The organism is Lederbergia sp. B243.17 (assembly GCF_057657925.1).
The window spans coordinates 13,678-34,623 of record NZ_JBWBKF010000046.1 but is presented as its reverse complement, the minus strand read 5'-3'; the positions used below and the strand labels follow the sequence as shown (position 1 = coordinate 34,623).

General features: G+C 43.0%; 26 protein-coding genes. 6 read left to right on the top strand and 20 right to left on the bottom strand.

Annotated elements, in window-relative coordinates:
• Positions 1-311 precede the first annotated feature (311 nt).
• The 6 genes from AC0TWI_RS09135 to nadB form a co-directional block, all read right to left on the bottom strand.
• Positions 312-1,259, bottom strand: coding sequence for a phosphotransferase enzyme family protein (locus AC0TWI_RS09135; protein ID WP_488126035.1), 948 nt, complete (start codon positions 1,257-1,259; stop codon positions 312-314).
• Positions 1,260-1,335: 76 nt separating this feature from the next.
• Positions 1,336-1,803 (bottom strand): hypothetical protein, encoded by a 468-nt coding sequence (locus AC0TWI_RS09130; RefSeq protein ID WP_488126034.1) that lies wholly within the window; start codon positions 1,801-1,803, stop codon positions 1,336-1,338.
• Between the two features lie 57 nt (positions 1,804-1,860).
• Entirely contained in the window at positions 1,861-2,286 is a 426-nt protein-coding gene (locus AC0TWI_RS09125) for a hypothetical protein (protein WP_488126033.1), read from the bottom strand.
• Between the two features lie 340 nt (positions 2,287-2,626).
• On the bottom strand, positions 2,627-3,733 hold the full coding sequence (nadA, locus tag AC0TWI_RS09120; RefSeq protein ID WP_488126032.1) for a quinolinate synthase NadA: 1,107 nt from the start codon (positions 3,731-3,733) through the stop codon (positions 2,627-2,629).
• Positions 3,730-4,578, bottom strand: a complete 849-nt coding sequence (nadC, locus tag AC0TWI_RS09115; RefSeq protein WP_488126031.1) for a carboxylating nicotinate-nucleotide diphosphorylase — start codon at positions 4,576-4,578, stop codon at positions 3,730-3,732. The genes nadA and nadC overlap by 4 nt, the downstream gene beginning before the upstream one ends.
• Positions 4,575-6,140 carry an L-aspartate oxidase gene (nadB, locus tag AC0TWI_RS09110; protein WP_488126030.1) on the bottom strand — a complete coding sequence of 522 codons (1,566 nt, stop codon included), beginning with the start codon at positions 6,138-6,140 and terminating at the stop codon, positions 4,575-4,577. The genes nadC and nadB overlap by 4 nt, the downstream gene beginning before the upstream one ends.
• A gap of 130 nt (positions 6,141-6,270) precedes the next feature.
• Here nadB and AC0TWI_RS09105 point away from each other — a divergent pair, with 130 nt between their 5' ends.
• Both AC0TWI_RS09105 and AC0TWI_RS09100 read left to right on the top strand, forming a co-directional pair.
• A complete protein-coding gene (locus tag AC0TWI_RS09105) occupies positions 6,271-7,404 on the top strand; it encodes an IscS subfamily cysteine desulfurase (protein WP_488126029.1) in 1,134 nt (377 codons plus the stop codon).
• Between the two features lie 144 nt (positions 7,405-7,548).
• Complete coding sequence (locus AC0TWI_RS09100; protein WP_488126028.1) at positions 7,549-8,016, top strand: hypothetical protein; 468 nt, start codon at positions 7,549-7,551, stop codon at positions 8,014-8,016.
• Between the two features lie 10 nt (positions 8,017-8,026).
• Here AC0TWI_RS09100 and AC0TWI_RS09095 read toward each other — a convergent pair whose 3' ends face one another.
• Positions 8,027-8,551, bottom strand: coding sequence for a GNAT family N-acetyltransferase (locus tag AC0TWI_RS09095; protein ID WP_488126027.1), 525 nt, complete (start codon positions 8,549-8,551; stop codon positions 8,027-8,029).
• Between the two features lie 82 nt (positions 8,552-8,633).
• Complete coding sequence (locus AC0TWI_RS09090; RefSeq protein WP_488126026.1) at positions 8,634-8,972, bottom strand: hypothetical protein; 339 nt, start codon at positions 8,970-8,972, stop codon at positions 8,634-8,636.
• Between the two features lie 232 nt (positions 8,973-9,204).
• On the opposite strand from AC0TWI_RS09090, the gene AC0TWI_RS09085 reads away from it, so the two are divergent.
• Together AC0TWI_RS09085 and AC0TWI_RS09080 are read left to right on the top strand one after the other, a co-directional pair.
• The gene (locus AC0TWI_RS09085; RefSeq protein ID WP_488126025.1) at positions 9,205-9,705 is read left to right on the top strand and encodes an Lrp/AsnC family transcriptional regulator; all 501 of its coding nucleotides are present in this window, start codon (positions 9,205-9,207) and stop codon (positions 9,703-9,705) included.
• Positions 9,705-10,877 carry an aminotransferase gene (locus tag AC0TWI_RS09080; protein ID WP_488126024.1) on the top strand — a complete coding sequence of 391 codons (1,173 nt, stop codon included), beginning with the start codon at positions 9,705-9,707 and terminating at the stop codon, positions 10,875-10,877. Before AC0TWI_RS09085 ends, AC0TWI_RS09080 begins: the two co-directional genes overlap by 1 nt.
• Before the next feature lie 271 nt (positions 10,878-11,148).
• Here the strand turns inward: AC0TWI_RS09080 and AC0TWI_RS09075 are convergent, their stop codons facing one another.
• The 4 genes from AC0TWI_RS09075 to AC0TWI_RS09060 form a co-directional block, all read right to left on the bottom strand.
• Positions 11,149-11,325, bottom strand: coding sequence for a hypothetical protein (locus AC0TWI_RS09075; RefSeq protein ID WP_488126023.1), 177 nt, complete (start codon positions 11,323-11,325; stop codon positions 11,149-11,151).
• Positions 11,326-11,360: 35 nt separating this feature from the next.
• Positions 11,361-12,287, bottom strand: a complete 927-nt coding sequence (locus tag AC0TWI_RS09070) for a type II toxin-antitoxin system SpoIISA family toxin (RefSeq protein WP_488126022.1) — start codon at positions 12,285-12,287, stop codon at positions 11,361-11,363.
• 103 nt (positions 12,288-12,390) lie between these two features.
• Positions 12,391-12,858, bottom strand: coding sequence for a hypothetical protein (locus AC0TWI_RS09065; RefSeq protein ID WP_488126021.1), 468 nt, complete (start codon positions 12,856-12,858; stop codon positions 12,391-12,393).
• The gene (locus tag AC0TWI_RS09060) at positions 12,855-13,079 is read right to left on the bottom strand and encodes a hypothetical protein (protein ID WP_488126020.1); all 225 of its coding nucleotides are present in this window, start codon (positions 13,077-13,079) and stop codon (positions 12,855-12,857) included. The genes AC0TWI_RS09065 and AC0TWI_RS09060 overlap by 4 nt, the downstream gene beginning before the upstream one ends.
• 539 nt (positions 13,080-13,618) lie before the next feature.
• Between AC0TWI_RS09060 and AC0TWI_RS09055 the strand changes: the two genes are divergently transcribed.
• A complete protein-coding gene (locus AC0TWI_RS09055; RefSeq protein WP_488126019.1) occupies positions 13,619-13,990 on the top strand; it encodes a hypothetical protein in 372 nt (123 codons plus the stop codon).
• A 1-nt stretch (position 13,991) separates the two neighbouring features.
• Here the strand turns inward: AC0TWI_RS09055 and AC0TWI_RS09050 are convergent, their stop codons facing one another.
• The 3 genes from AC0TWI_RS09050 to AC0TWI_RS09040 all read right to left on the bottom strand — a co-directional run bounded on the left by AC0TWI_RS09050 (position 13,992) and on the right by AC0TWI_RS09040 (position 17,305).
• Positions 13,992-15,251, bottom strand: a complete 1,260-nt coding sequence (locus AC0TWI_RS09050) for an MFS transporter (RefSeq protein WP_488126018.1) — start codon at positions 15,249-15,251, stop codon at positions 13,992-13,994.
• Positions 15,248-16,291 carry an ArsR/SmtB family transcription factor gene (locus AC0TWI_RS09045; RefSeq protein ID WP_488126017.1) on the bottom strand — a complete coding sequence of 348 codons (1,044 nt, stop codon included), beginning with the start codon at positions 16,289-16,291 and terminating at the stop codon, positions 15,248-15,250. The genes AC0TWI_RS09050 and AC0TWI_RS09045 overlap by 4 nt, the downstream gene beginning before the upstream one ends.
• A gap of 465 nt (positions 16,292-16,756) precedes the next feature.
• Positions 16,757-17,305, bottom strand: a complete 549-nt coding sequence (locus AC0TWI_RS09040; RefSeq protein ID WP_488126016.1) for a hypothetical protein — start codon at positions 17,303-17,305, stop codon at positions 16,757-16,759.
• A gap of 124 nt (positions 17,306-17,429) precedes the next feature.
• On the opposite strand from AC0TWI_RS09040, the gene AC0TWI_RS09035 reads away from it, so the two are divergent.
• Positions 17,430-17,945 (top strand): ribonuclease FAU-1 family protein, encoded by a 516-nt coding sequence (locus AC0TWI_RS09035; protein ID WP_488126015.1) that lies wholly within the window; start codon positions 17,430-17,432, stop codon positions 17,943-17,945.
• A 265-nt stretch (positions 17,946-18,210) separates the two neighbouring features.
• On the opposite strand, the gene AC0TWI_RS09030 is transcribed toward AC0TWI_RS09035, so the two are convergent.
• From AC0TWI_RS09030 to AC0TWI_RS09010, 5 genes are all read right to left on the bottom strand, one after another.
• Positions 18,211-18,795, bottom strand: coding sequence for a VanZ family protein (locus tag AC0TWI_RS09030; RefSeq protein WP_488126014.1), 585 nt, complete (start codon positions 18,793-18,795; stop codon positions 18,211-18,213).
• Positions 18,796-18,813: 18 nt separating this feature from the next.
• Positions 18,814-19,593 (bottom strand): DUF4184 family protein, encoded by a 780-nt coding sequence (locus AC0TWI_RS09025; RefSeq protein ID WP_488126013.1) that lies wholly within the window; start codon positions 19,591-19,593, stop codon positions 18,814-18,816.
• 137 nt (positions 19,594-19,730) lie between these two features.
• Positions 19,731-19,937 carry a DUF2651 family protein gene (locus AC0TWI_RS09020; RefSeq protein ID WP_488126038.1) on the bottom strand — a complete coding sequence of 69 codons (207 nt, stop codon included), beginning with the start codon at positions 19,935-19,937 and terminating at the stop codon, positions 19,731-19,733.
• 169 nt (positions 19,938-20,106) lie between these two features.
• Positions 20,107-20,739 (bottom strand): class I SAM-dependent methyltransferase, encoded by a 633-nt coding sequence (locus tag AC0TWI_RS09015; RefSeq protein WP_488126012.1) that lies wholly within the window; start codon positions 20,737-20,739, stop codon positions 20,107-20,109.
• Between the two features lie 14 nt (positions 20,740-20,753).
• A complete protein-coding gene (locus AC0TWI_RS09010; protein ID WP_488126011.1) occupies positions 20,754-20,945 on the bottom strand; it encodes a DUF4083 domain-containing protein in 192 nt (63 codons plus the stop codon).
• Between the last annotated feature and the right edge of the window lies 1 nt (position 20,946).

Genomic DNA, 20,946 nt, shown 5'->3' with positions numbered 1-20,946 from the left:
GCACTTACCTGTTCGGACGAAAAAGTTACTTTGCTCATGTTATCCCCTAATCCCATATTCTTAATTTCAAGTATATAAAAAGCACCTGCAGGTTGAACACTCTTTTTTTCGAGTGTCCTACCTACAGGTACCACTTTATATTGCCACCTCTTTTTTATTTTTGACTTCCTCTTTGAGCTCGGCGGTTATCAGAGGGAGAAGGAAAGGTATGGCGTTTGTTAATGCTATGCAGCGGTAGCTGAGCGGGCGGTTTTTCGAAAGCATAATACCCCTTTTGGATAGCTGGTCCAAAAGGGACAAGTTTGTTGGTTTCAGTTCCAAAGTGATGCAAAATCCTCAATGCCGGCATATGGAACCTCGTTTTGTATTTTCTCCTCTAAATCACGCAACGTAAAATGCTGCCACTCCTCCATCGTATCCTTATTCCATGAGCGGATAAATATCGAGTACAAATACATTTCCCGCAATTTTAGAAAGATCGGGATCTGCTTAATCAGTGATGGATCGATTGGTTGTTCACGCCGATAACCACTCATAAAATGGTTTAGAAATGTTTTGACGAACACATCCGTCTCCCCATTAAATGAATCATGCTGCCAGTAGGCATGGTAAAAGCAAACCGCAATATCTTGCGCAAACCAATTATACGCACAATCGTCAAAGTCGATGACGACAAGCCCGCTGTCTGTTGCAAGCAGATTCCCTTGATGATAATCATTATGGATTAATCCAAATATGTCGGGTGTCCTTTCAAAGGAAGCCAACCTCTTCATCCAAAGATCATATTTGTCGCGCGCCCATACAGGCAACAAATCCCGTACGGAAAATACATCCGGCTCATCCACTGACCAACAGGGACGCAGAACCGCTTTTTCCCCATACTTTTTCGATAAAGCATGCATTCTGCCTGCAATCTGCCCCATCTCTTCATACGTGGCGTTATTCCAGTGCGCAGGGTCCGTCACATTGATGGCCTCGCCTTTAATATAATCAAAAACAGTTACTACTCTTCCATTATCCATTTCTTCCACAAGATGAACGTTCGGCAACGGAACGCCATTAGCGGCCAAAAATGTCATCCAGTCCCGTTCCTCGCACACACTTTCTCTCATCTTCATCGGAGCAGAAAGTCGGATGACTTCATTCCGCTCAACTTGATGAAATACTTCATTATGGAATCCTCCGCTTAGCGGAGTCCACTTCCCTTTCTCCCGACCTGCCGTATAGACAGCAGAAGATGTTCGTTTTACTTCAGACATCGTGCACCCCTCATGAATTTTTTGCAACACGCTGATTCTATCAGCTGTTTCTATTTCTCTGGCAAACTTTTTAAAATTACTTGACATACAATTCTTTGTATTTGTCGTTATATTGTTTGACCCAGTTGATATCAATAGGCCCGTTCAAGACCTGATAGAACTTCCCAGTGAGAATATGAACCCGGTTTTCATAGACCATCACAATCGCTGGATTGGCTTTCGAATGGCTTATCGTAAATTCGAAAAGCCGATCCAGCTCCCCGTTGTTAAACTCTTTTTCTGCTATCTTTTTTACTCTATATTGGCTTAAAAATGCCATCAGTTCATTAACAGGTTCCTGGTTTTCTGTAAACCATTCGAAGCCTTTATCTTCAGGAACCTCACTCAGATTTTGAGTAAAACCAAAAGAGTAAAAATCAGCCGGTTTATAATTGATCAGATCGGCTACATTTCTCTCCCGTCCATCATTAAATAATTTTAATGAAACGATGACGGCGATGAGGATAATTCCAATTAAGAAAGCCGTAACATTTTTCTTTTTCATGTGCCCTCCATAGTCTTCACTTTTAACAACCATAGACCGATTCCAGAACCGTCTCCATTACCCCCCTGAAACTTGAAAGTACGTTTCCTCGCCATTTTTAAAAACTTTCAGGAACTCGTATTCCCCTGCAACATTGAATCTATATAATCTGTATTCGTCTGATTCCTTAGGAGGAATCGAATTGTCGCTCAGGTAAATATTAATGGAATTGCCTTCAGTTTTAATGTCCATATCCCCATACCCTCTACCCTCCTCCAAAAAATCTTGATTTAGATATATATAGCTCTGTCCTTTACGATCGGTAAATGTATAAATACCATTTCCTTTCTGCTTTATTTCATTTTCCACATATCCAATGAAGTTTTTTACATCGTCATTTGCTTTTTCCATTTTCATTTGCGTTATGGCTTCCTTATTTACACTGCACCCCGTTATCATGCTGCAAACCATGACCATTAAGGCAAGTAATACGATTCGTTTCATATCCCTAAGCCCCCTCTTCCTTATCATGTGGCCCTTGTTCATGAATCCCCTTTTGTTTTTTTGTTCGCATTTGTTCTATCAGCAACCGTATGTAGATGATTTGAAGGAATGCCAATCCGTCCCGCTGTCATGTTTTCTATTTATGAGTGAGAGCACTATACTTAACTTTTCTTCACTTTCATCCACAAGATGCTCCTGACCGTAGATTTGTCTGTCATCTCCTTGCTGCCCATACTTCCATTATACATAGAAAAATCCAGCTCTTGTAAAATAACTCAAAATATTATAAACATTTTCGCGCACAAAAAAAAGCGCCGTGTAAAAAGCGCTTTTTCTTCAGTCAAACTCGCTCCAACATCCGGTCCAACGCCAGCACCGCAGGTTCTGCGACTTCCTTCTCAACGCGGATCGTATGGATGTATTCCTCTGTTTCAATCGATTCGAGGGACCAGAGCAAATGCGGCAAGGTAATCCGGTTCATCGTCATGCATGGGCAAAGATGCGGATTCAAAGAGACAATTTCCTTGTCCGGATGCTGTGCTTTTAGGCGCATGACGAGGTTCATTTCCGTGCCGATTGCCCACTGGCTTCCAGCCGGAGCATTTTCAATCGTCTCCACGATGAAGTTGGTGGAGCCGCTCATATCCGATGCCGCAACCGTTTCATATGGGCATTCCGGGTGGACGATGATCTTCATCTCCGGTTTTCCCTTTCGGAGTTTTTCAATATTGGCGACAGTAAAGTTTTGATGGACAGAGCAATGCCCTTTCCAGAGGATCACTTTTGCGTCCGCCGGATCACCGTCAAACACAAAACGGTTGCCGATCGGATCCCAGACTGCCATGTCTTCCAGCGGAATCCCAAGATCGTGGCAAATATTGCGCCCAAGATGCTGATCCGGCAAAAACAACAGCCTCTCTTTTTGCGTGAATGCCCATTGAATCATTTTCGCGGCATTCGAGGAGGTGACCGTAGCACCACCTCTTTTGCCTACAAACGCTTTGATTGCCGCTGTCGAATTCACATAGGTGAGCGGCAGTACGGTGTCTCCGAACGTTTCTTGCATGACGTCCCAGCATCGCTCGGTCTGCCGGATGTCGGCCATATCCGCGAGCGAACAGCCGGCTCGTAAATCTGGAAGGAGAACGCGCTGTTTGTCCGTCGTCAGCATATCCGCGGATTCCGCCATGAAATGCACGCCGCAAAACACGATCACTTCCGCTTCTTTGTTCTCTGCCGACAACTGGGCCAGCTGCAGCGAGTCTCCGACTGCATCAGCGAATTGGACCACTTCATCCTTCTGATAATGGTGGCACGGGATGAAAAGCCGGCTTCCCATCTTCTCCTTCACCTTCCAGACCCGCTGCTCCATCTCGGCTACACTCATCGTCTTATACTGCTCCGGCAGTGTTTTCGGTTGCTCTCTTACAAGATCCAAAACCCTCATCGCAACATACCCCCTTCATCAATTTGCAAACTGATGTCCAACGCTTTGACGGAATGGGTTAAAAAGCCCAATGAAATATAATCGACTCCGCAATCCCGGTAGTCCGGCAGGCTTTCGAGTGTAATCCCGCCGGACGCTTCGGTAATAATCCGGTCCGGAACAAGTGGCAGCCAGCTGCGGATCTCCTCAGGTGTACGATTGTCAAACATGATGATGTCCGCTTTTGCCTCAATCGCTTCCCGAAGCTGTTCTTCCGTCTCGATCTCCACTTCGATTTTCACCATATGCCCGGTCTTTTCCCGGGCGCGCTCTACCGCCTCCCGGATTGAACCGCAAAAAGCAATATGGTTATCCTTGAACATCACTCCATCATACAATCCATAGCGATGAGGATATCCGCCTCCGCATGTGATCGCGTATTTTTCAAACAGCCGGAGTCCAGGTGTTGTCTTCCGCGTTGCGCATAATTTCGTCCGGCTTTTGCCGAGAAGCGTGACTGCCTGGCGGGTCATTGTCGCAATCCCGCTCATCCGCTGAAGCAGGTTCAGCATCAGCCTTTCCCCTGTCAGCAATGTGCCCATCGGACCGGTAAGGACAGCAATCGGCTCCCCTTCTGCCACTTCGTCCCCGTCCCGTTTGAAAAGCTCGACATTCACCGTTTGATCAAGGACCGAATAGACGAGGCCGATACAGTCAATCCCCGCGACCACTCCCGCCCCTTTCGCAACTACGGTCGCACGGCCGATTGTATCCTCAGGGAAAATCGACTCACTTGTCAAATCTCCCGTTCCCATGTCCTCCAGTAGAAATTGCTTTATCTGTTCCTTCGCCAACATCAAGTTCATACACTCAGCTCCCTTACTCTCGCTTGGCTTTTATTCTTTCTGATAATCGGTACAGCCCGCCATTTGGCATCATCGGCTTCCGGGAAATCGAGACGGAAGTGCCCGCCACGGCTTTCATCTCGCAGCCTTGCGGAGCTTGCGATCAGCCATCCCGAGGTCAACATATTCAAGACCTCTACATTATCCATCCCGAGGCTTATTGGGCTGATGCCAGCAAAAATGCCAAGCTTCTCCTCGAACCAGGAAACAGCCTCATCGAGACCTTCTTTCGTACGGACGATGCCGACATGTTCACTCATGACAGATCGTATTTCCTCTTTCGCCGGAGCCCCAGGAACATAACCGATTTCATACTGCTCGAAATCTCTTTCAGCCTGGCCATGCCAAACTGCATCGTCCTGAAGAATGCTTTCTGCTGCTGCAGTCCCAAACACAATTGCCTCCAACAGTGAATTGCTAGCAAGCCGGTTCGCTCCATGGACACCGGTACAGGCGACTTCTCCAACTGCATACAACCCTTGAACTGAAGTTCGGCCATGGAGATCGGTCTTCACCCCGCCCATTAAAAAATGTGCCCCGGGAATGACCGGTATTTTCTCCGCTGAAAGATCAACATTAAATCTTTTACATAAGCCGCTGACCGTCGGAAAACGTTCGGAAAAGTTCTCAATCATGGAAATATCGAGGAAGACTTCCTCGCCCCCCATCATTGCTTTGAAAATTGCTCTCGACACAATATCGCGTGGAGCTAGATCGCCAAGCCGGTGGATACCGGACATCATGGGTTTTCCATTGGGTGTCACCAGTCTCGCACCTTCCCCCCTCACCGCCTCCGACACAAGGCCGCAACCTTTTCCGTTCACTCGAAGCAATGTCGGATGGAACTGAAAGAATTCTAAATCTGCAAGCTCTGTCCCCGCCCGGTAAGCAATGGCAAGGCCGTCACCGGAAATCGAGTCATGCCCGGATGAACTGGTGAAAAGCCCGCTAGCCCCGCCGGAAGCTAGAATGGTATGAGAAGCGAAATAAGCACGAACACGTCCCTCTTTGTCTTTTGTTAAAACACCAGTGCACCGACCTTCTTCTACAATCAAATCAATTACTGCCACATGTTCAAAAAGTGTTACTTTCCGATCGATCGCCGCCACATAATGTGCCATCAATCCCCGGCCTGTCGCGTCGCCGCCAGCATGCAATATCCGGTCACGAGAGTGCGCCCCTTCCCTGCCGAAACAGAGCTGGGACTCCTCATTTCTGTCAAATTCCATCCCTTTGGCGATCCGTTCTTTTATGTAAACCGGCCCCATCCTGACAAGCTGCTCGACAGCTTCCCCATTGTTATGCCAGCAGCCCGCCTCCATCGTATCGCGGGAATGGAGCTGCCAGTGGTCGTTATCGGCGAGAGAGACAGAGATGCCTCCTTGGGCTAGCATCGAATGACTTTTCTCGAATGCAGACTTTGTGAAAATAATCACGTTTGTTTCCGCACTTAATTGTTCGGCTGCTGCCATTGCTGCCAAGCCGCAGCCGATGATAATCACTCTTTTCTCAGGCAAATGCACTCCCCCGCTCTTTCGGTGGTTTTCACACCATTTTTGCTATCTTCTTTTCTTCCACACTATCATGCCATATAATAATACTTGTGACAAGACACTTGTAAACTTTTATTCTCAACTGAGGGAGTGGCAAAGCATGATTTATTTGGACTATGCGGCGACAGCACCGATGACAAAGGAAGCGCTGTCCGTTTTTTTAGAGGCGAATGAACGGTTCTTTGGAAATCCAAGCAGCCTCCATGATATCGGATCAGAGGCAGCTCATGTGCTCGATATTTGCCGGGGAGAAATCGCCTCTCTTCTGAACGGAGAGGCGGAAGGCGTCTATTTTACTAGCGGCGGGACAGAGTCTAATGCGCTCGCCATCCGCTCGATTCTTGAAGGAAACCACAAACGAGGCCAGCATATATTAACAACAGAAATGGAGCATTCCTCCGTCTACCATCTCTGTAAGCAACTTGAAACGGAAGGCTATGACGTCACCTATGTCCCTGTTGACCGCTACGGACAGATCAAAATCGAAGAATTGGAGGCGTCCATCCGGCCTGATACCGTGCTTGCGGCGTTCCAGCATGCAAACCCGGAAATCGGAACTATCCAGCCTGTCGAAAAAATCAGCAGGATTCTTCAAAAGAATGGGATCCTCTTTCATAGCGATTGTGTCCAGACCTTCGGCAAGATCCCGGTCGATGTTAAAGCGGCCGCAATTGACAGTCTGGCCATCTCCAGCCATAAAATCGGCGGGCCTAAAGGAGTCGGCGCCTGCTATATAAACCCTTCCGTACAATGGATTCAGCAGCTCCCTCGCACTTCACATGAAAAGGGCTTCCGGCCAGGTACAGTAAATGTACCCGCCATCGTTTCCTTTACGGAGGCCGCTCAGGCAGCAGCAGAAAACATGACCGCTTCCTTGAATACGTATGAAACACTCCGGGATCAACTGCTATCCGGACTCAATCACATGGCGTTCTCAATCGAGGGACATCCGAAAGAACGTTTGCCCCAAATTCTCGGATTGCGGTTTTCAGGCATCCAAGGCCAATACCTGCTGCTTGAATGCAACCGCCACGGCCTCGCCATCTCGACCGGCAGCGCCTGCCAAATCGGCAAACAGCAGCCCTCCCGCACAATGCTTGCGACCGGTAAAACCGAACAGGAGGCAAAAGAACTGATCCGGCTCTCCTTCGGCCCTTCCACGACCAAGAGGCAGATTGATCAGACCATTGGGATATTTGAAGAGATCTTTAGGAATGTGCCGGTGGGCAACTAGATAAGTTTCAACAACAGCCCTGTATACAACAGGGCTTCTTTGTATTTTTTAGAAAAATAAGTAAAAGGATACTCCATCATTCTCATCAAGTTGGTATACTGAGAGAAGAAAAGCTACAAAGGATTACCAATGGGGGATGAGTCAATGGAGAAAAAGGGATGGGCAAAGCAGCTGATTGTCGCGGTTATTATAATTGTGATCGTTTTGCTTTTCGCGCGGAAATTCTTGAACCAAAAAACCACATACTGGGAGCTTCTTGATGAAATGGGAATCAAAAATGATAAAATCATCTACTTAGATATTGATGTCGAATCACCCTTAGTTCATAAAAGGGATTATGTCCGGATTAAAGACCCCGAACTGATCAATCGATTAATCTATACGGATTTTCCTATTACAAAGCTTGCACAAGAATTTCGGGAACTTCCTCCAAACAACAAACTGACAATAAAGTCCAATACTAAGCTGGAACATATCAATTTTGACCGTTATTCCTTGTATATCCATGGCAGAAAGTACGATACGGACGGGTGGAATCCCATCTTTGAGACGATCGAAAATGCAGATTTGGAATGGGAGACAAAAGAGGATATGTCGATTTGGGGAAGATAGTCCTAAATAACTAAGCTTTCTCCGTAACAAGTAGTCTATATTGAATGAGTTGGCTATCCATGCCTAAGTATTCCTCGCTCCCCTGTCTGCTCATTTCTACAAACCCTAGCTTTTCCAGCATTTTTCTTGAACGGGTATTGGTTTCATGTGTTTCCGCATTGAAAGTAGAAATACCCAAATTGTTTGTGGCGTGTTTCATTACACTTAAAGCAGCATAGGATCCAATACCTTTCCCCCATAATCTAGGCTCACCAATCGCAATCCCGAATTCAGCGGTATGATGGAGTATGCACGCAATATCTGCGTACCCGATCAACCGGCCATCATATTCGATGCCTAACCGGATAAAATCTTCAGTATCTTTGCTCTCACAGTTGAGCCACCATCTGAAAAGGTCATCCGGCTTTCTATTTAACTTCCACCCATTTGCTGAACAAAACGTATCGTCCTTGCTCCATAACAAAACTGATTCGAAATCCTCGACTTGCAGCGGACGGATTTTTATTTTTTCAGACAGGTTTAGCTGATCCTTCACTTCCATCCCTCCTTAAATGATATGTTTACAGATTTGACTCTTATTTCTTCAGTCGCCAATCTGCCCCTGCGTAGATCATTGACTATTCATCAATCTTTGCCATATATAGTTTGTCGTTAACTTTAATGGCAATGGCCTTTTCGACACTTATATCCTTTACCTTAAAAATTCCACTCGGATTATTATATGGATTTTGCTCTTCAGAATAGGAGACAATCTCCTGTGTTTTAGTCACCTTCCCTATTTGCTCTTCAACACCGTCAGCATTTAACATTTCATCAGTCATTAAATAAGTAATTTTATCCATTTTAATTTCGGCTGGGGTAAGGTTAATAAACTCAGCATCGCTTAAACTGTTTGAATTACATCCTGTAAGTATAGTAAGAACAAAAAATAAACCGATTGTTATTGCTTTTTTCAACGCATTTACCTCTTTCATCTTCATTTTAAATAACTGTCTGACAAATCATAATTTTATTTCGCCAAAATGTCAAAAAGCAACATTATAAACGAAAACAGCTTTTTTTTACTTTTAACTGCGAAGATTGTTATCTTTTCTGTTATATTAGAAAATGAAGCTTCTGCTTTTCATAAGGCTCAATCCAAAGATTGCGAAGAAGCCTTTGAAAGCTTAATTGAAAGGAAGAAAGCGAATGAATTTGACAGCGAAGGAAATTGAAATCGTAGAAATTTTAGAAACGAATGCTCGCTTTTCCAATGAAGATATTGCGAAAATGGTTGGGTTAAGTGTCGAAGAAGTGAGCGACACCATCCAAAGACTGGAAGAATTAAACATTTTGATCCGCTATGTTTCACTCGTAGATTGGTCAAAAGTGGAAGGTCATGAAGGGGTTACCGCGATGATTGATGTCAAAGTGACACCATCAAAAGGCGCAGGCTTCAATTCGGTTGCTGAACGAATTTACCGCTTTAAAGAAGTGAAATCGGTATATTTAATGTCCGGTGCCTATGATTTATCTGTCGTGATTGAAGGCCGTTCCATGAACGAAGTCGCTACTTTTGTATCCAATAAACTCTCTACTCTCGATTCCGTTCTTTCAACAACCACTCATTTTCTACTGAAAAAGTATAAACATGATGGGATCTTGTATGAACGAAATGATGATGACAAAAGAATAGTGGTATCACCGTAATGGAAAAAACAAAGACAAAGACATACCTGGCAAGCCATGTAGAACAATTACAGCCTTCTGGCATCCGGCGCTTTTTTGATTTGGCTGCTGGTATGGAAGGTGTTATTTCTCTTGGAGTAGGAGAACCCGACTTTGTAACTCCTTGGAACGTCAGGGAAGCAGCCATTTCATCATTAGAACAAGGCTTTACTTCTTACACAGCCAATGCGGGACTACTCGAATTAAGAGAAGAAATCTCGTCATATATGGAAAAATATTTTTCGGTTACCTACTCACCCCAAAGGGAAATTATTGTAACCGTTGGTGCGAGCCAGGCAATCGATATTGCCTTGCGGGCGATACTTGATCCGGGAGACGAAGTGATTGTCGTCGAGCCTTGCTTCGTATCGTACGCCCCCCTCGTAACAATGGCTGGAGGCGTACCGATCACGGTTCAAGCACTGAAAGAAAATGATTTTAAAATCTTGCCGAGTCAATTAGAAGCAGTGATTACAGACAAAACAAAAGCGATGATGATTTGTTCACCTAACAATCCAACAGGTTCTTTGCTTACAAAGGCAGAACTGGAAGAAATCGCGGTACTTTGCGAGCGCCATGATTTACTCGTTCTTTCTGATGAGATTTATGCGGAACTTGTTTACGATGAAGAGTATACAAGCTTTGCCTCAGTAAAAGGAATGCGAAAGCGAACGATCGTATTAAATGGCTTTTCAAAAGGCTTTGCGATGACCGGTTGGCGTTTAGGATTTGTTTGTGCCCCTGAAGAAATAACAGAAGGCATGTTAAAGCTGCATCAATACACGATTATGTGTGCCCCTACGATGGCGCAGTATGCTGCGTTGGAAGGATTAAGGAACGGGAGATCCAGCGTTGATGAAATGAGAAAAACCTATCGCCAACGCCGCAATTTTATCGTGACATCGTTTAACGACATGGGCTTAAGCTGTCATCACCCAGGCGGCGCGTTTTACGCTTTTCCTTCGATAGAGTCAACAGGATTAAGTTCCCAAGAGTTTGCGGAACAGCTGTTGGTCACCGAAAAGGTAGCGGTCGTGCCGGGAAACGTATTTGGCGAAAGCGGCGAAGGCAATATCCGTTGTTCCTATGCTTCTTCGATGGAACATCTGCAGGAAGCGACGAAACGTATTCAAAGGTTTATTAATAATATATGAAGATATAGCCGAAGTCCGGAATTCCAATAACCGGATAACAAACAAAAGCCCTGATCATCAGGGCTTTTTCTTTTGACGCAGCACATGCAACCATTTGCTGTTTTCCCATTGGATAGGAAAAGTTATATTACGCGCCACACAGGGTCGCTTATTGGGGTTACGGGGAATATCTGCTCTGTCCATCTGACCACCTGCTTTTCCATAGCTTATGCAGTGATCAGCATTTTTAACATAGAAAAAGAAAGGTAAAGTCCTTCACCTTTCTTGAAGATTAATGTCCATATCCATAGATGACGGCACGATTTTCTTCTCTTAAGCGAGCGAGTGATCGGTCGGCAGTAATTTTAGTGGAACGTTTGTTTGGATTTCTCGGAGGAACACTTGCATCACGGGAAGCAGGACGTTTGCCTTGTTTATTCTGTTTTCGCATCGGCATTCTGGTTTCCATTTCTTCCACACTCCTTTTCATCTAAAATAAGTTTATCATGATTCAGTACGATTTTCCATTGTTTCCACTATAGATGAAGAGTTCTCCTCTTCCCCATGATCTTCATTATTACCATCATCATCCTGAGTATCAACAAGTTCACTTTCGTTTGACAGCAACCAATAATCTAACATGTACATCATATTAAGCAGCAGGGATGCGTCAGCTCCGCCCACGTGAGCCTCGTCTTTTCCTGTAATAACAAAAATGAAGTTGTAGAATTCCCCATAGTAACAGAAGATGACGTAAGGGCGACCGTGCTCAAATACTTCAACATTTCCGCCACTATTTAGTATTTGTAATAGCCGCTTTCGTCGCATCCCAATCCCACGAGTAGAAAAGTCATGGTCTTTCTTAATTTTACTGTACGCTTTGTTAACATTATCCTCAAAGATTGATTCATCGTTTGATGACTCTACATAGTACGGGAAGATGCTAATATTGAACTGGTTCGTATATACCTTCAGATAACTCAAAAGGTATTCCTCATAAGCATCGCGGGAGAAATCGAATGAATCCATTCCCCATGGCTGAGACACTTTCGGCATTGCTTCATTCACACAAATGATTTTTTCCGTCAGAATCTGAATGCTCCCTTGATTTTTCTGAATCGTCTCTGCCAGCTCTTCCTGCTTCAGTTCATTTGACATAAACTTGGTAATGTCTGGTGTCTGAAAAACCATCAAATCAATAACAATCACCGCTATGACAAATGCTGTGAGTTCAGCTGCTGTGGTGAATGGAAACTTCTGATAACCGAACAAAATAAGGGTGGATAAGATCATGAGGAGGTAGTAAATCTTCCGCATCAAGATACGATTCTGCAAATAACCTCTTCGGTTCACATAGTAATAGATAACGGTAGCAAAGAGTCCTAAGACCAATAATATGCTTGGAATAATAATATAAAGGGTACGCTCCACCGGCTACCTCCTCGAATGTAGTATTTTCCGCTTAACAACTTTTTAACAGTATGAAGTATTTCATGCTGTGATCTAGCTTACAAGGCAGCTTTACTTTTGGGCGTCATAAAAGGTTGCCATTCTTTCCAGATTCACTTTCGAAAAGTGTTAAAAACAGCCAGATCAGAAATTTTGCAAATGGAATCGTTACAGGCAGAAGCACGAACGCATAAACCGTGCCCCACCCTAGCGTACCCTCAACGTTTACCGTCTCCAGTCCGCCGTCTCTTACGATCATTTCACCAAATAGCGCTCCAATTGTCCCGCTATACCAAGTCACAAAAAGCGCACATAAAAAACTGATAAACCATAACTTTCGCTTTGATATTCCTCCTTTTCTATGAAAATAGCTGCCCAGGATAGAAAATGCAACAGCAAAGGGGACAATCACAGAAAAATACAACCAGCTCTCTCCCCAAAACGAGGTCAACCCGCCGGCCATCAATTGGCCAATAATCATGAAAATCAAAGCAGTTACAATTGAAATGCCAACGCCAAACAAGAGACCTTTCCACCAAGTAACCCGTTTCATCCCCTGCTCATTTCATCTTCAGGAATTATCGTCTGATCATCCTTTTTATCTGGAATTCTTTGATAGAAGTTAGCGATCTTATCTACACATTCTTTTATCATTGACTCCCCTCCGCTTCCCGTCTTAGCGGTTTCAACAAAGCCGTAAATTATTTTTAACATTGCTTTCGCTTCGTTTTCATCTAACTGCTCAATTTTCTCTTTTACTTTATCTTCTATCAACATGAACACCCCAATCCCCTATACCTGCTTTTTGTCGAGAATATATCCCATACTTTGAATTTTAACAGTTTTGTGAATAATTCCAAGTGTCTTCATGATTCCTTCACTTTTTTCAAATTCTAGCTTCTGCCTAAATCGTGGCAGTTTCCTGCGCACAAAGGCGTTCTTATACTTCGGAAGAAAGCGCATATCTATAACCAAACTCTTCTGGCTGCAGCCAAAAACAATAGAAAAGGACAGAACCGAATCCATACTTACTTATCAAAGGTCCCCTTCTCCCCCTCTATCAATATCTAAACCGCCAATATTGGCTCAAACCGTGAGATATTTTATTAGATTATCCAATCAGAAAAAACAGCTCTTGCATAGAGAATTCCAGTTCTCTCTCCTCTTTTTTAGACGAAATGAGGATGATTAAGGTTTCGAATTTTCCGTTCCCTATAAGATAAGCCCTGTTTGATCTTTCCAGGAAAATCTTGTAAAAATTCCAGTCATAGTATGATAATCTATTAATATGCCGTCAATAAGGGGGTGCGATGATGAAAACAACAATTATTGGAATTCTGATTGTCATATTGTACAGTTTTCCGTTTGCCTTTTTTTCAATAATTCAGGATTATTCCAATCATTCTGTTCTGGGTTACGTCCTTATGATTATCGCTACCTCACTATTAGCATACTGTGCTATGCGTTACAGTCATTTATCTATCATTTCGATCGGGAATGTACTGACCACTAAAACCTCTGAGTATTTCATCAATAGGATGGAAGGTGACGATCTCTGGTATAGCTACTTTACGCCGTTAACTCCCTTTCAATTCTTTGTCTTTATAAGTTTCTTAAACATCATTCCCCAAGGCATTGCTATTAGAATAGCCAAAAGGGATAAAAGGGCAGTTGAAAATACATAAATTAAAGAGATTTATTTACAGGTGTTTCGGACCGAATCCCTTCTCGATCACTCTCTCCATCAATAAACTTAAAAAACGGCAAATACATCCCTACAGCCGAAACCGCGCAAATCATCAAGCCGATCAAAAGATAAAGTGGCCTTACTCCGATCAATTCACTTCCAATACCGCCGATCAGGATGCCGAGCAACATAACCCCTCTCACGATGAGAAGACGAACGGAAAAGACTTTCCCCATGATACGATTCGGAACTGTTTGTTGGCAGATGGTCGTATTATGTATGTTAAAAATGGCCATTCCAATACCACCGATGATTTCGGTCGTGATGGCAAGAGGAAGACTATGCGTAAAGCAGAGTGCCAGAAAGGTCAGGCCTCCGACGAAAAGCGAACCAAGCATTAGAAATCTGCGGCTTTTATAGTTCATTCTAGAAACCAGTATCGCCCCTGCTATATAGCCGACAGGGAAGCCCGCCATGAAATAACCATAGTGCGCATACGTTCCGCCTAACTCATTTGTTACAAACGGCAACGTTGTCACCATCGTGATTCCCACACCCAATTGGACAACTGCCAGAAATACACCGAGCCATACGATTGTTCGTTGAGTAAAGAAAAAGGTCATTCCTTCCTTGAATTCAGCAAACCACGTTTTCCTTGCTTGCAAATGCTTTTTGTTTTCCCGGATGAACAACAGCGTACACCCACTTACAATCAGCAAAGAACTGACCAAGGCTAGCGTAAATCGAACGCCAATCGTTTCGATCACCAGTCCAGCTGTCAAAGGAGACAAAAAGGTCATCAGCCGCACAGTTCCATCGATACAGGCATTAGCGGAAGGCAATTGTTTTTTTGACACGATCGTAGGCGTAATGGCTTGATTTGCTGGGACATATAAGGGTGTGACCAAACCGACAATGACTTGGACGCTGTATATATGCCAAACATTGAGGTCGCCCTTCAGTAAGGCAGCAAGCGGGATGAGGAATATGCCTCCTCTCACCCACTGGGTGCAGACCATTACCCATTTTCTGCTCCACCGGTCAATAAAAGGCCCGATGAACAGTTGAAGGAATAAAGAGGGAAGAAAATACAAAAGCCACATACTTCCCAATGCGAACGAAGAACCAGTGAGCTGATAGATCAAAATTGAATTGCAAAAGGTCCCAAAAGCTCCTCCTAATTCGGATATTCCATTCCCTAACCAGGTTGCTAGAAAAGAACGATTTCTAAAAACAGAAGTGTTCGTATCCTTTTTCATTGATTGATATACTGATCCAATTCTTTGAATAACAGTTCCAGCACGTTCGCTTTAAGGGAATACTTTGATCCGTTCATCTCGATGATCTTCGCTGCCCGCAATGTTTTAAGGTGATGATGAACGGCCGTTTTGTTCATTTTCAAATGCTCTGCCAGCGACTGCAGAGAATGATCACTCTCGGATAGCAGTTTCACGAGGCGGAGACGGACTTCATCGCCCAATGCTTTGTGCTTCTGGATGAGAAAGTGGCTTGGCATGTAAGGGTCACCGGGCGAGAGGCTTTCATTGGCCACTGGATAATAAAACACCTTCGTCCCTTCAAGGTCTGCTTCAATATTCCAAGGACGGTATACATATTGCGGAATGAGCAGCACTCGATAAACACTCGGTTCGGGAAGGTAATTTACGCCGCCGGTTGCCCATTGGACAAGCTCTTCAGTAGTCATTTTCTCCTTCATTCGGGTTTTGGACTCCTCATCCGTTTTTAAAATTTGTTCCGTCTCTTCCTCGTTCGGAGAAATGACCGCTTCATACCATCCTGACATGACGGCAATCAAATGCGACTTCAGTTCGCTCGGGTCACATTTGCTAATGAACTCAATATATTGCGGGAAAAAGGGATTGTCCCCGGTTACTTGTTTCAGTTCCAAAACAGCTTTCTCATCTTCAAGGGCAGCATTTTTTCTTACTTGCTGATAACGTTCACCAACGAACGGCAAGCAAAAGAATTTTAATTCAGCCGGCTCAAGTGAACTAATAGCGGTACAAAAATCCGCCAGATTGTCGCTTTCTTTATAATGGAGCAGCTGCAAAATTGATTTCCAAGTGTTGTGTTTCTCTGCATAATCCAACTGATGTAACAGGTCTGCTGTTAGACTCTCTCTTAGTTCTGTCCAGTACGATGCCGGTTTTTCCAACGTATCGATGATCCGTGAATTTGTTACAGCCGCGATACCAAGCGCACACTCCCAGAGCAATGAATGGCCAATCTCAACTTTATAGGTTTCTCTTTTTCTGCTCGTTGCCTGGATGATGTCCATGGTTCAACCTCCTAAATGATTTTGTACTGTACTTTGATTATAACGGAATTGATTGACAATTCAATGTTATTTGGATAAGTTATTCAAAAAACATTGAACAAATAAAGAGACGCATGTTGAATTTTGAATTCAACATGCGTTCCATCCTTTCGAGCATCCGCCAATTTGCCTTGCTCCCTATTGAATTTCTAAGCTTCTATTCTCTCTTTCAATTTCATTATTTCCCTCTTCAAACGGTTTTTCACTGTGTTTTCCCTGAGATTCAGCATACTCGCTATTTCCCCTCATGGAGAGTTCTTTATAAGAGTACAGTAAACTCACAGCCTTATAGTTCAATTGCTGAATTGCACGCAGAGTCATATTCCCTGCTTTTTTTTCAGTTCCTTAAGCAATCCATTATATAATGAAGAATCTCTTCTTCATCTAGGTTTGTTTTCAAACATTCCCTTATCCAACATGCCTCAATCATTTTAGCTGGCTTGTTTGCTCGCCTTTCTCTACACTCTTTTCATAGAGTAGGATGTTGCCTTTTTCCTTGTATACTAGGGAAAACTTTGAGGCTTTCTGATCCAAAAAGGTGACAAACAATTGACTCTCCAAACTGTGATTCATCAACCCTTCGACATCAGGAAAATCATGATCCGTCTCCGGGATGTATGATTTCTTTTTTGTATCATCATATCGCCATATTGTCCCCTCAAATGTTTCCAATGCAGGACTAACAACCGTGTACGCATTGCCAAATCGCTCTTTCACTTTCTCCTGGCCTATTCCCAGTTCCATATTTGCCATCATGTCCTTCTTGCTGTAACCGGCAAGATTCGAATGAAAGAAACCCAATTCATTAATTACGAGCAAAATGATGAAAAACAACGCAACCATTGGCATAATTAGCTTTAAAGACTTTACTTTAAAGATTTTAAGAACATGTCTCTTGTCTTTTTGTATAAAAATGAACTTTTGCTCATCATTTTCGTTTTGTAGCTTCGGAAGCTTCCTGAGTTTTGAACCCATTACTCTACACCTCGCTTTTTGGCCGTTAAAAATTCAACGTAACATACCGAAAATAGCTTTATATTTAAATAAGTGATCGGAGATGGACGGATATGTTGAAAAGAAAATACGGGGAACGCCCGGGATGGAAGCGAATTTTAGAAAAAAGGTTTGCGCAAACATTTTTAGATACGGAAGAATTTACGGGGTATGTTTCTTTGCTGCATATCATACAAGCAGCAGAGCCTTTACTTTATCGGTCAATTATGAAGGAAAAGAGATCCGCATTGCTGATGACGGATTTATGTGGCTGCAGCAATTTCCTACCAATAAGCATCATTCAGTCACGACGATGTTTGATGCAAATGGCAATATCGTTCAATGGTACATCGATATTTGTCTGGAAAATGGACACAGTGCTAGTGGGCCATGGATGGATGATTTATTTTTAGACATCATTCTTTTGCCATCCGGGGACATTATCGAAAAAGATGCAACAGAACTTGAAGAGGCGCTGACAAGCGGCGTTGTTAATAAGGATCTTTACAACTTGGCATGGAACGAAGCCAGAACAATTAAAGGCATGTTACTGTCAGGAAGCTTTGACTTAGTAAATCTCTCAAACAAGCATAAAAACAGCTTACTAAACGAACTGCGCTAATAAAAAAATGGATCAAGTTGGTCAACTGCTTGGTTCGTTTTTATTTTCATCTGGCTTAACAATTTCCAACCACGAGATTGCACATAGCAAAAATAGGAACAGTACTCTAGCCCAATTCATAGTAAGCTAAAATTCCCCACCATTTACGATGCAATTCCCCTTTTCTCTTTATATTCTTGGGCTCTTTTGGATATTGACTCGTCAGCTCTTTTTATCCTTATATTCCTGCTTACTCCATTAGACGAGTCGAGGCTGGAGAAAGTTGCTATCCTTCTATCTTATCGCTCTCCAATTGTTCATTTATACTCGCTCCAAATCGTGTCATTCCCGTTCTTAGCCAGATTTTATAGCCGACAATGCCACCAATCGTGTTGAGGATTAAGTCATCCACATTGAAGGTTCGGCTGAAAAGGAGGCCAAAGTAGCTCAAGATTAGTTGCAAGATTTCTATAGTCAGACTGACGAGAAAAACAATTAAGCTTACTCTGGTCATACTCCTAAGATTGAAGAGGAGCCTGAGATAAACCCCTAAAGGGATTAACATAATAAAATTATAGAAAGTCAATTTGATGGAATTAAGAACAAACCATGTGCCCCTTTCTGATTCAAGATACCAATCATCTAGAAAGTGGAGAGGGATTAGTTGTATAGATACAAAGCTTTCTTTAGGAGGGATATAAATAGCCCCCATCGTCACATCCGTTAAAAAGAACAAATAAATGGCAAAACTATACGATACCAACCTGCGCAGCTGGGATTTCTTCTTTTTACTTTTGATATCAAATAGCATATAAACAATCGTGGCTATGATCACGAGGAATTGAAAAAGTGGGATCGCCATGAAACGCATTTTAATCCTCCTGTAAACTCATTCATATGAAATAAAATTCTTATCATGATCCTCTCTCTTGGCCTGTGATTCACGTATTTTTAGAGAGGCGGAAACGAGCAGCAAACTAAGCAAAGAGACATCGATGATTCTGACGACAGCAATTCCATAGCTTGAGATTGGAGCCCAGTCTGCTATGTACCAAAACGCGATCATGATATTGGCGAGCAGGAAAACCGCCAACCAAAAAATGATTTTCCGTTTGGCTGTGATAGCAGAGAGCACCGGTCGCTTCCATGCCTGAAAAAACATAAATCCAATGATCAGAGTGATTCCCAGCAGCGTGCTTCCATGCTGTAGAAACTTATACAACGGGATATCGTATCCGAACAGATGAAAGGTAATTGTGAAAAGTAATGGGAACTTCCCTACAACAACGCCATTTCCGTGGGTCAAGGAATCCCATGTCACGTGGGTTGCCATGCCAAATAAGGCAGAACAGATGAACACAACTGCCTTCATCATAACGGAAGATTGCTCCTTCTTCTCTACAGGCCTAACTTGCAGGCATTGCGGCAGATGGGCAAATAGCGGTTCATGGACAACTGCGTGATAGATAAAATAAACTAATAAAACGAGGGGAAGATTAAATAGGAAAAAACCTGAGAGCGTATGGCCGGCTGCTCCTGCCGGCTCCCCTCTTAAAAAATATTCAAAGTCCGGCGCCATGCTGCCGAATACCATCGCAGAAAAGTTAACAAACTTACTCCTTTTTGAAAATGGCAATACAGCGGCCGGATGGGCAAAAGTCAATGGCACAGTCACAAACTCCTCTTTTGATGATTGATATTTTATGAAAATAAAGTTTTTGATAAACAAGCTATACCCCATATAGCTTTTCGATTCCTATTATATATTTGTTTTAAAATGGAGAATGCCTTCTTTAATCTATTTAACTATTTAGCTTTAATTTGTGATTTCATAACGAGACTTACAAGAAGCGAGAGTACGGTAAAATATATAATATTCCTGATGAGCATGCCCTTTAATATAGTTAAAGCGAGAACTGTAAAAAAAATAACAATGATCAGCGGCATGACATACCATTTTTTAATCAACATAAATGCCAAAATTGAAAGTACGGTGATAATGGCGGGGAGCATCATAAATATTAGAATGCCTACCAATGACATCTTCCTTTTCAGTAAATTTTACCGTTCTACTAATATTGATGGATTTAATACCAAAATACTGATCGGGTCTCCATTTGATGCTAATTCATCTATTCAACATCGATAAATATAGATCTTATGTTAGTGGAAGTAAATCAAATCATTTATAGGCCAGTAATAGCCAATGCAGTCTTGTCGTTTGCACCCATTGAACCGAATGAAATCCAGATCGATACAATAGTTCGCTGAAATCTCCAACCAGTGCATAGTCCTCGCTGTCATCCCAATATTTTCTTATTTGCTGTTTTGCTTCGAGCATGGCGGAGGGCGAGGCAAACATAATATCAAGAATACCGATATAACCGCCTGGCTTCAGAGTTCGATACATCTCTTCGCATGCCTTTCGCCGTTCTGCTACGGGCACTTCATCAAAGCAAAAACTAGAAACAATCCCGTTAAATATATCGTCCTTATGCGGCAGTTCCTGAAAAGTACCGACATTCAGCTTGTAGTCGGGATGAAGCTTAATGCACTCGTTCAGCATCTTTTGTGACAGGTCGACACCGTAAATCTCGACTCCCTCTTTTTCAAGTTTCTCAGTAAATTTCCCCGTTCCGATTCCGATATCTAAAATTGTTTCTGCTTCATGTGCTCTGCAAAGATTTGCAGCTATCGAGATGCTCGTGCCATACCCCTCAAGAATGCCATTCGCATTTTCCACATCTGAATCATAACTGGATGCCCATTGATCAAACAGAACTCTCGTTTCCTCACTTGTCCTCACATTCACCACTCGTCAAACCCTCCTTATTTCTTTTCTTGCTTTTCCAGCAATTCAATAATTCTGTCCAGCTTCTGCTCGACATCTGGCAAATACCTGTTTTTATTCGAAGAATTAATTAGCAGTTTCCTGATAAAAAGGATGATTGAAACCATAAAAAGTATTACGAGACCGAACGTTATAAATGGATACAAGTAAAAAAAATAATCTCCACCCATC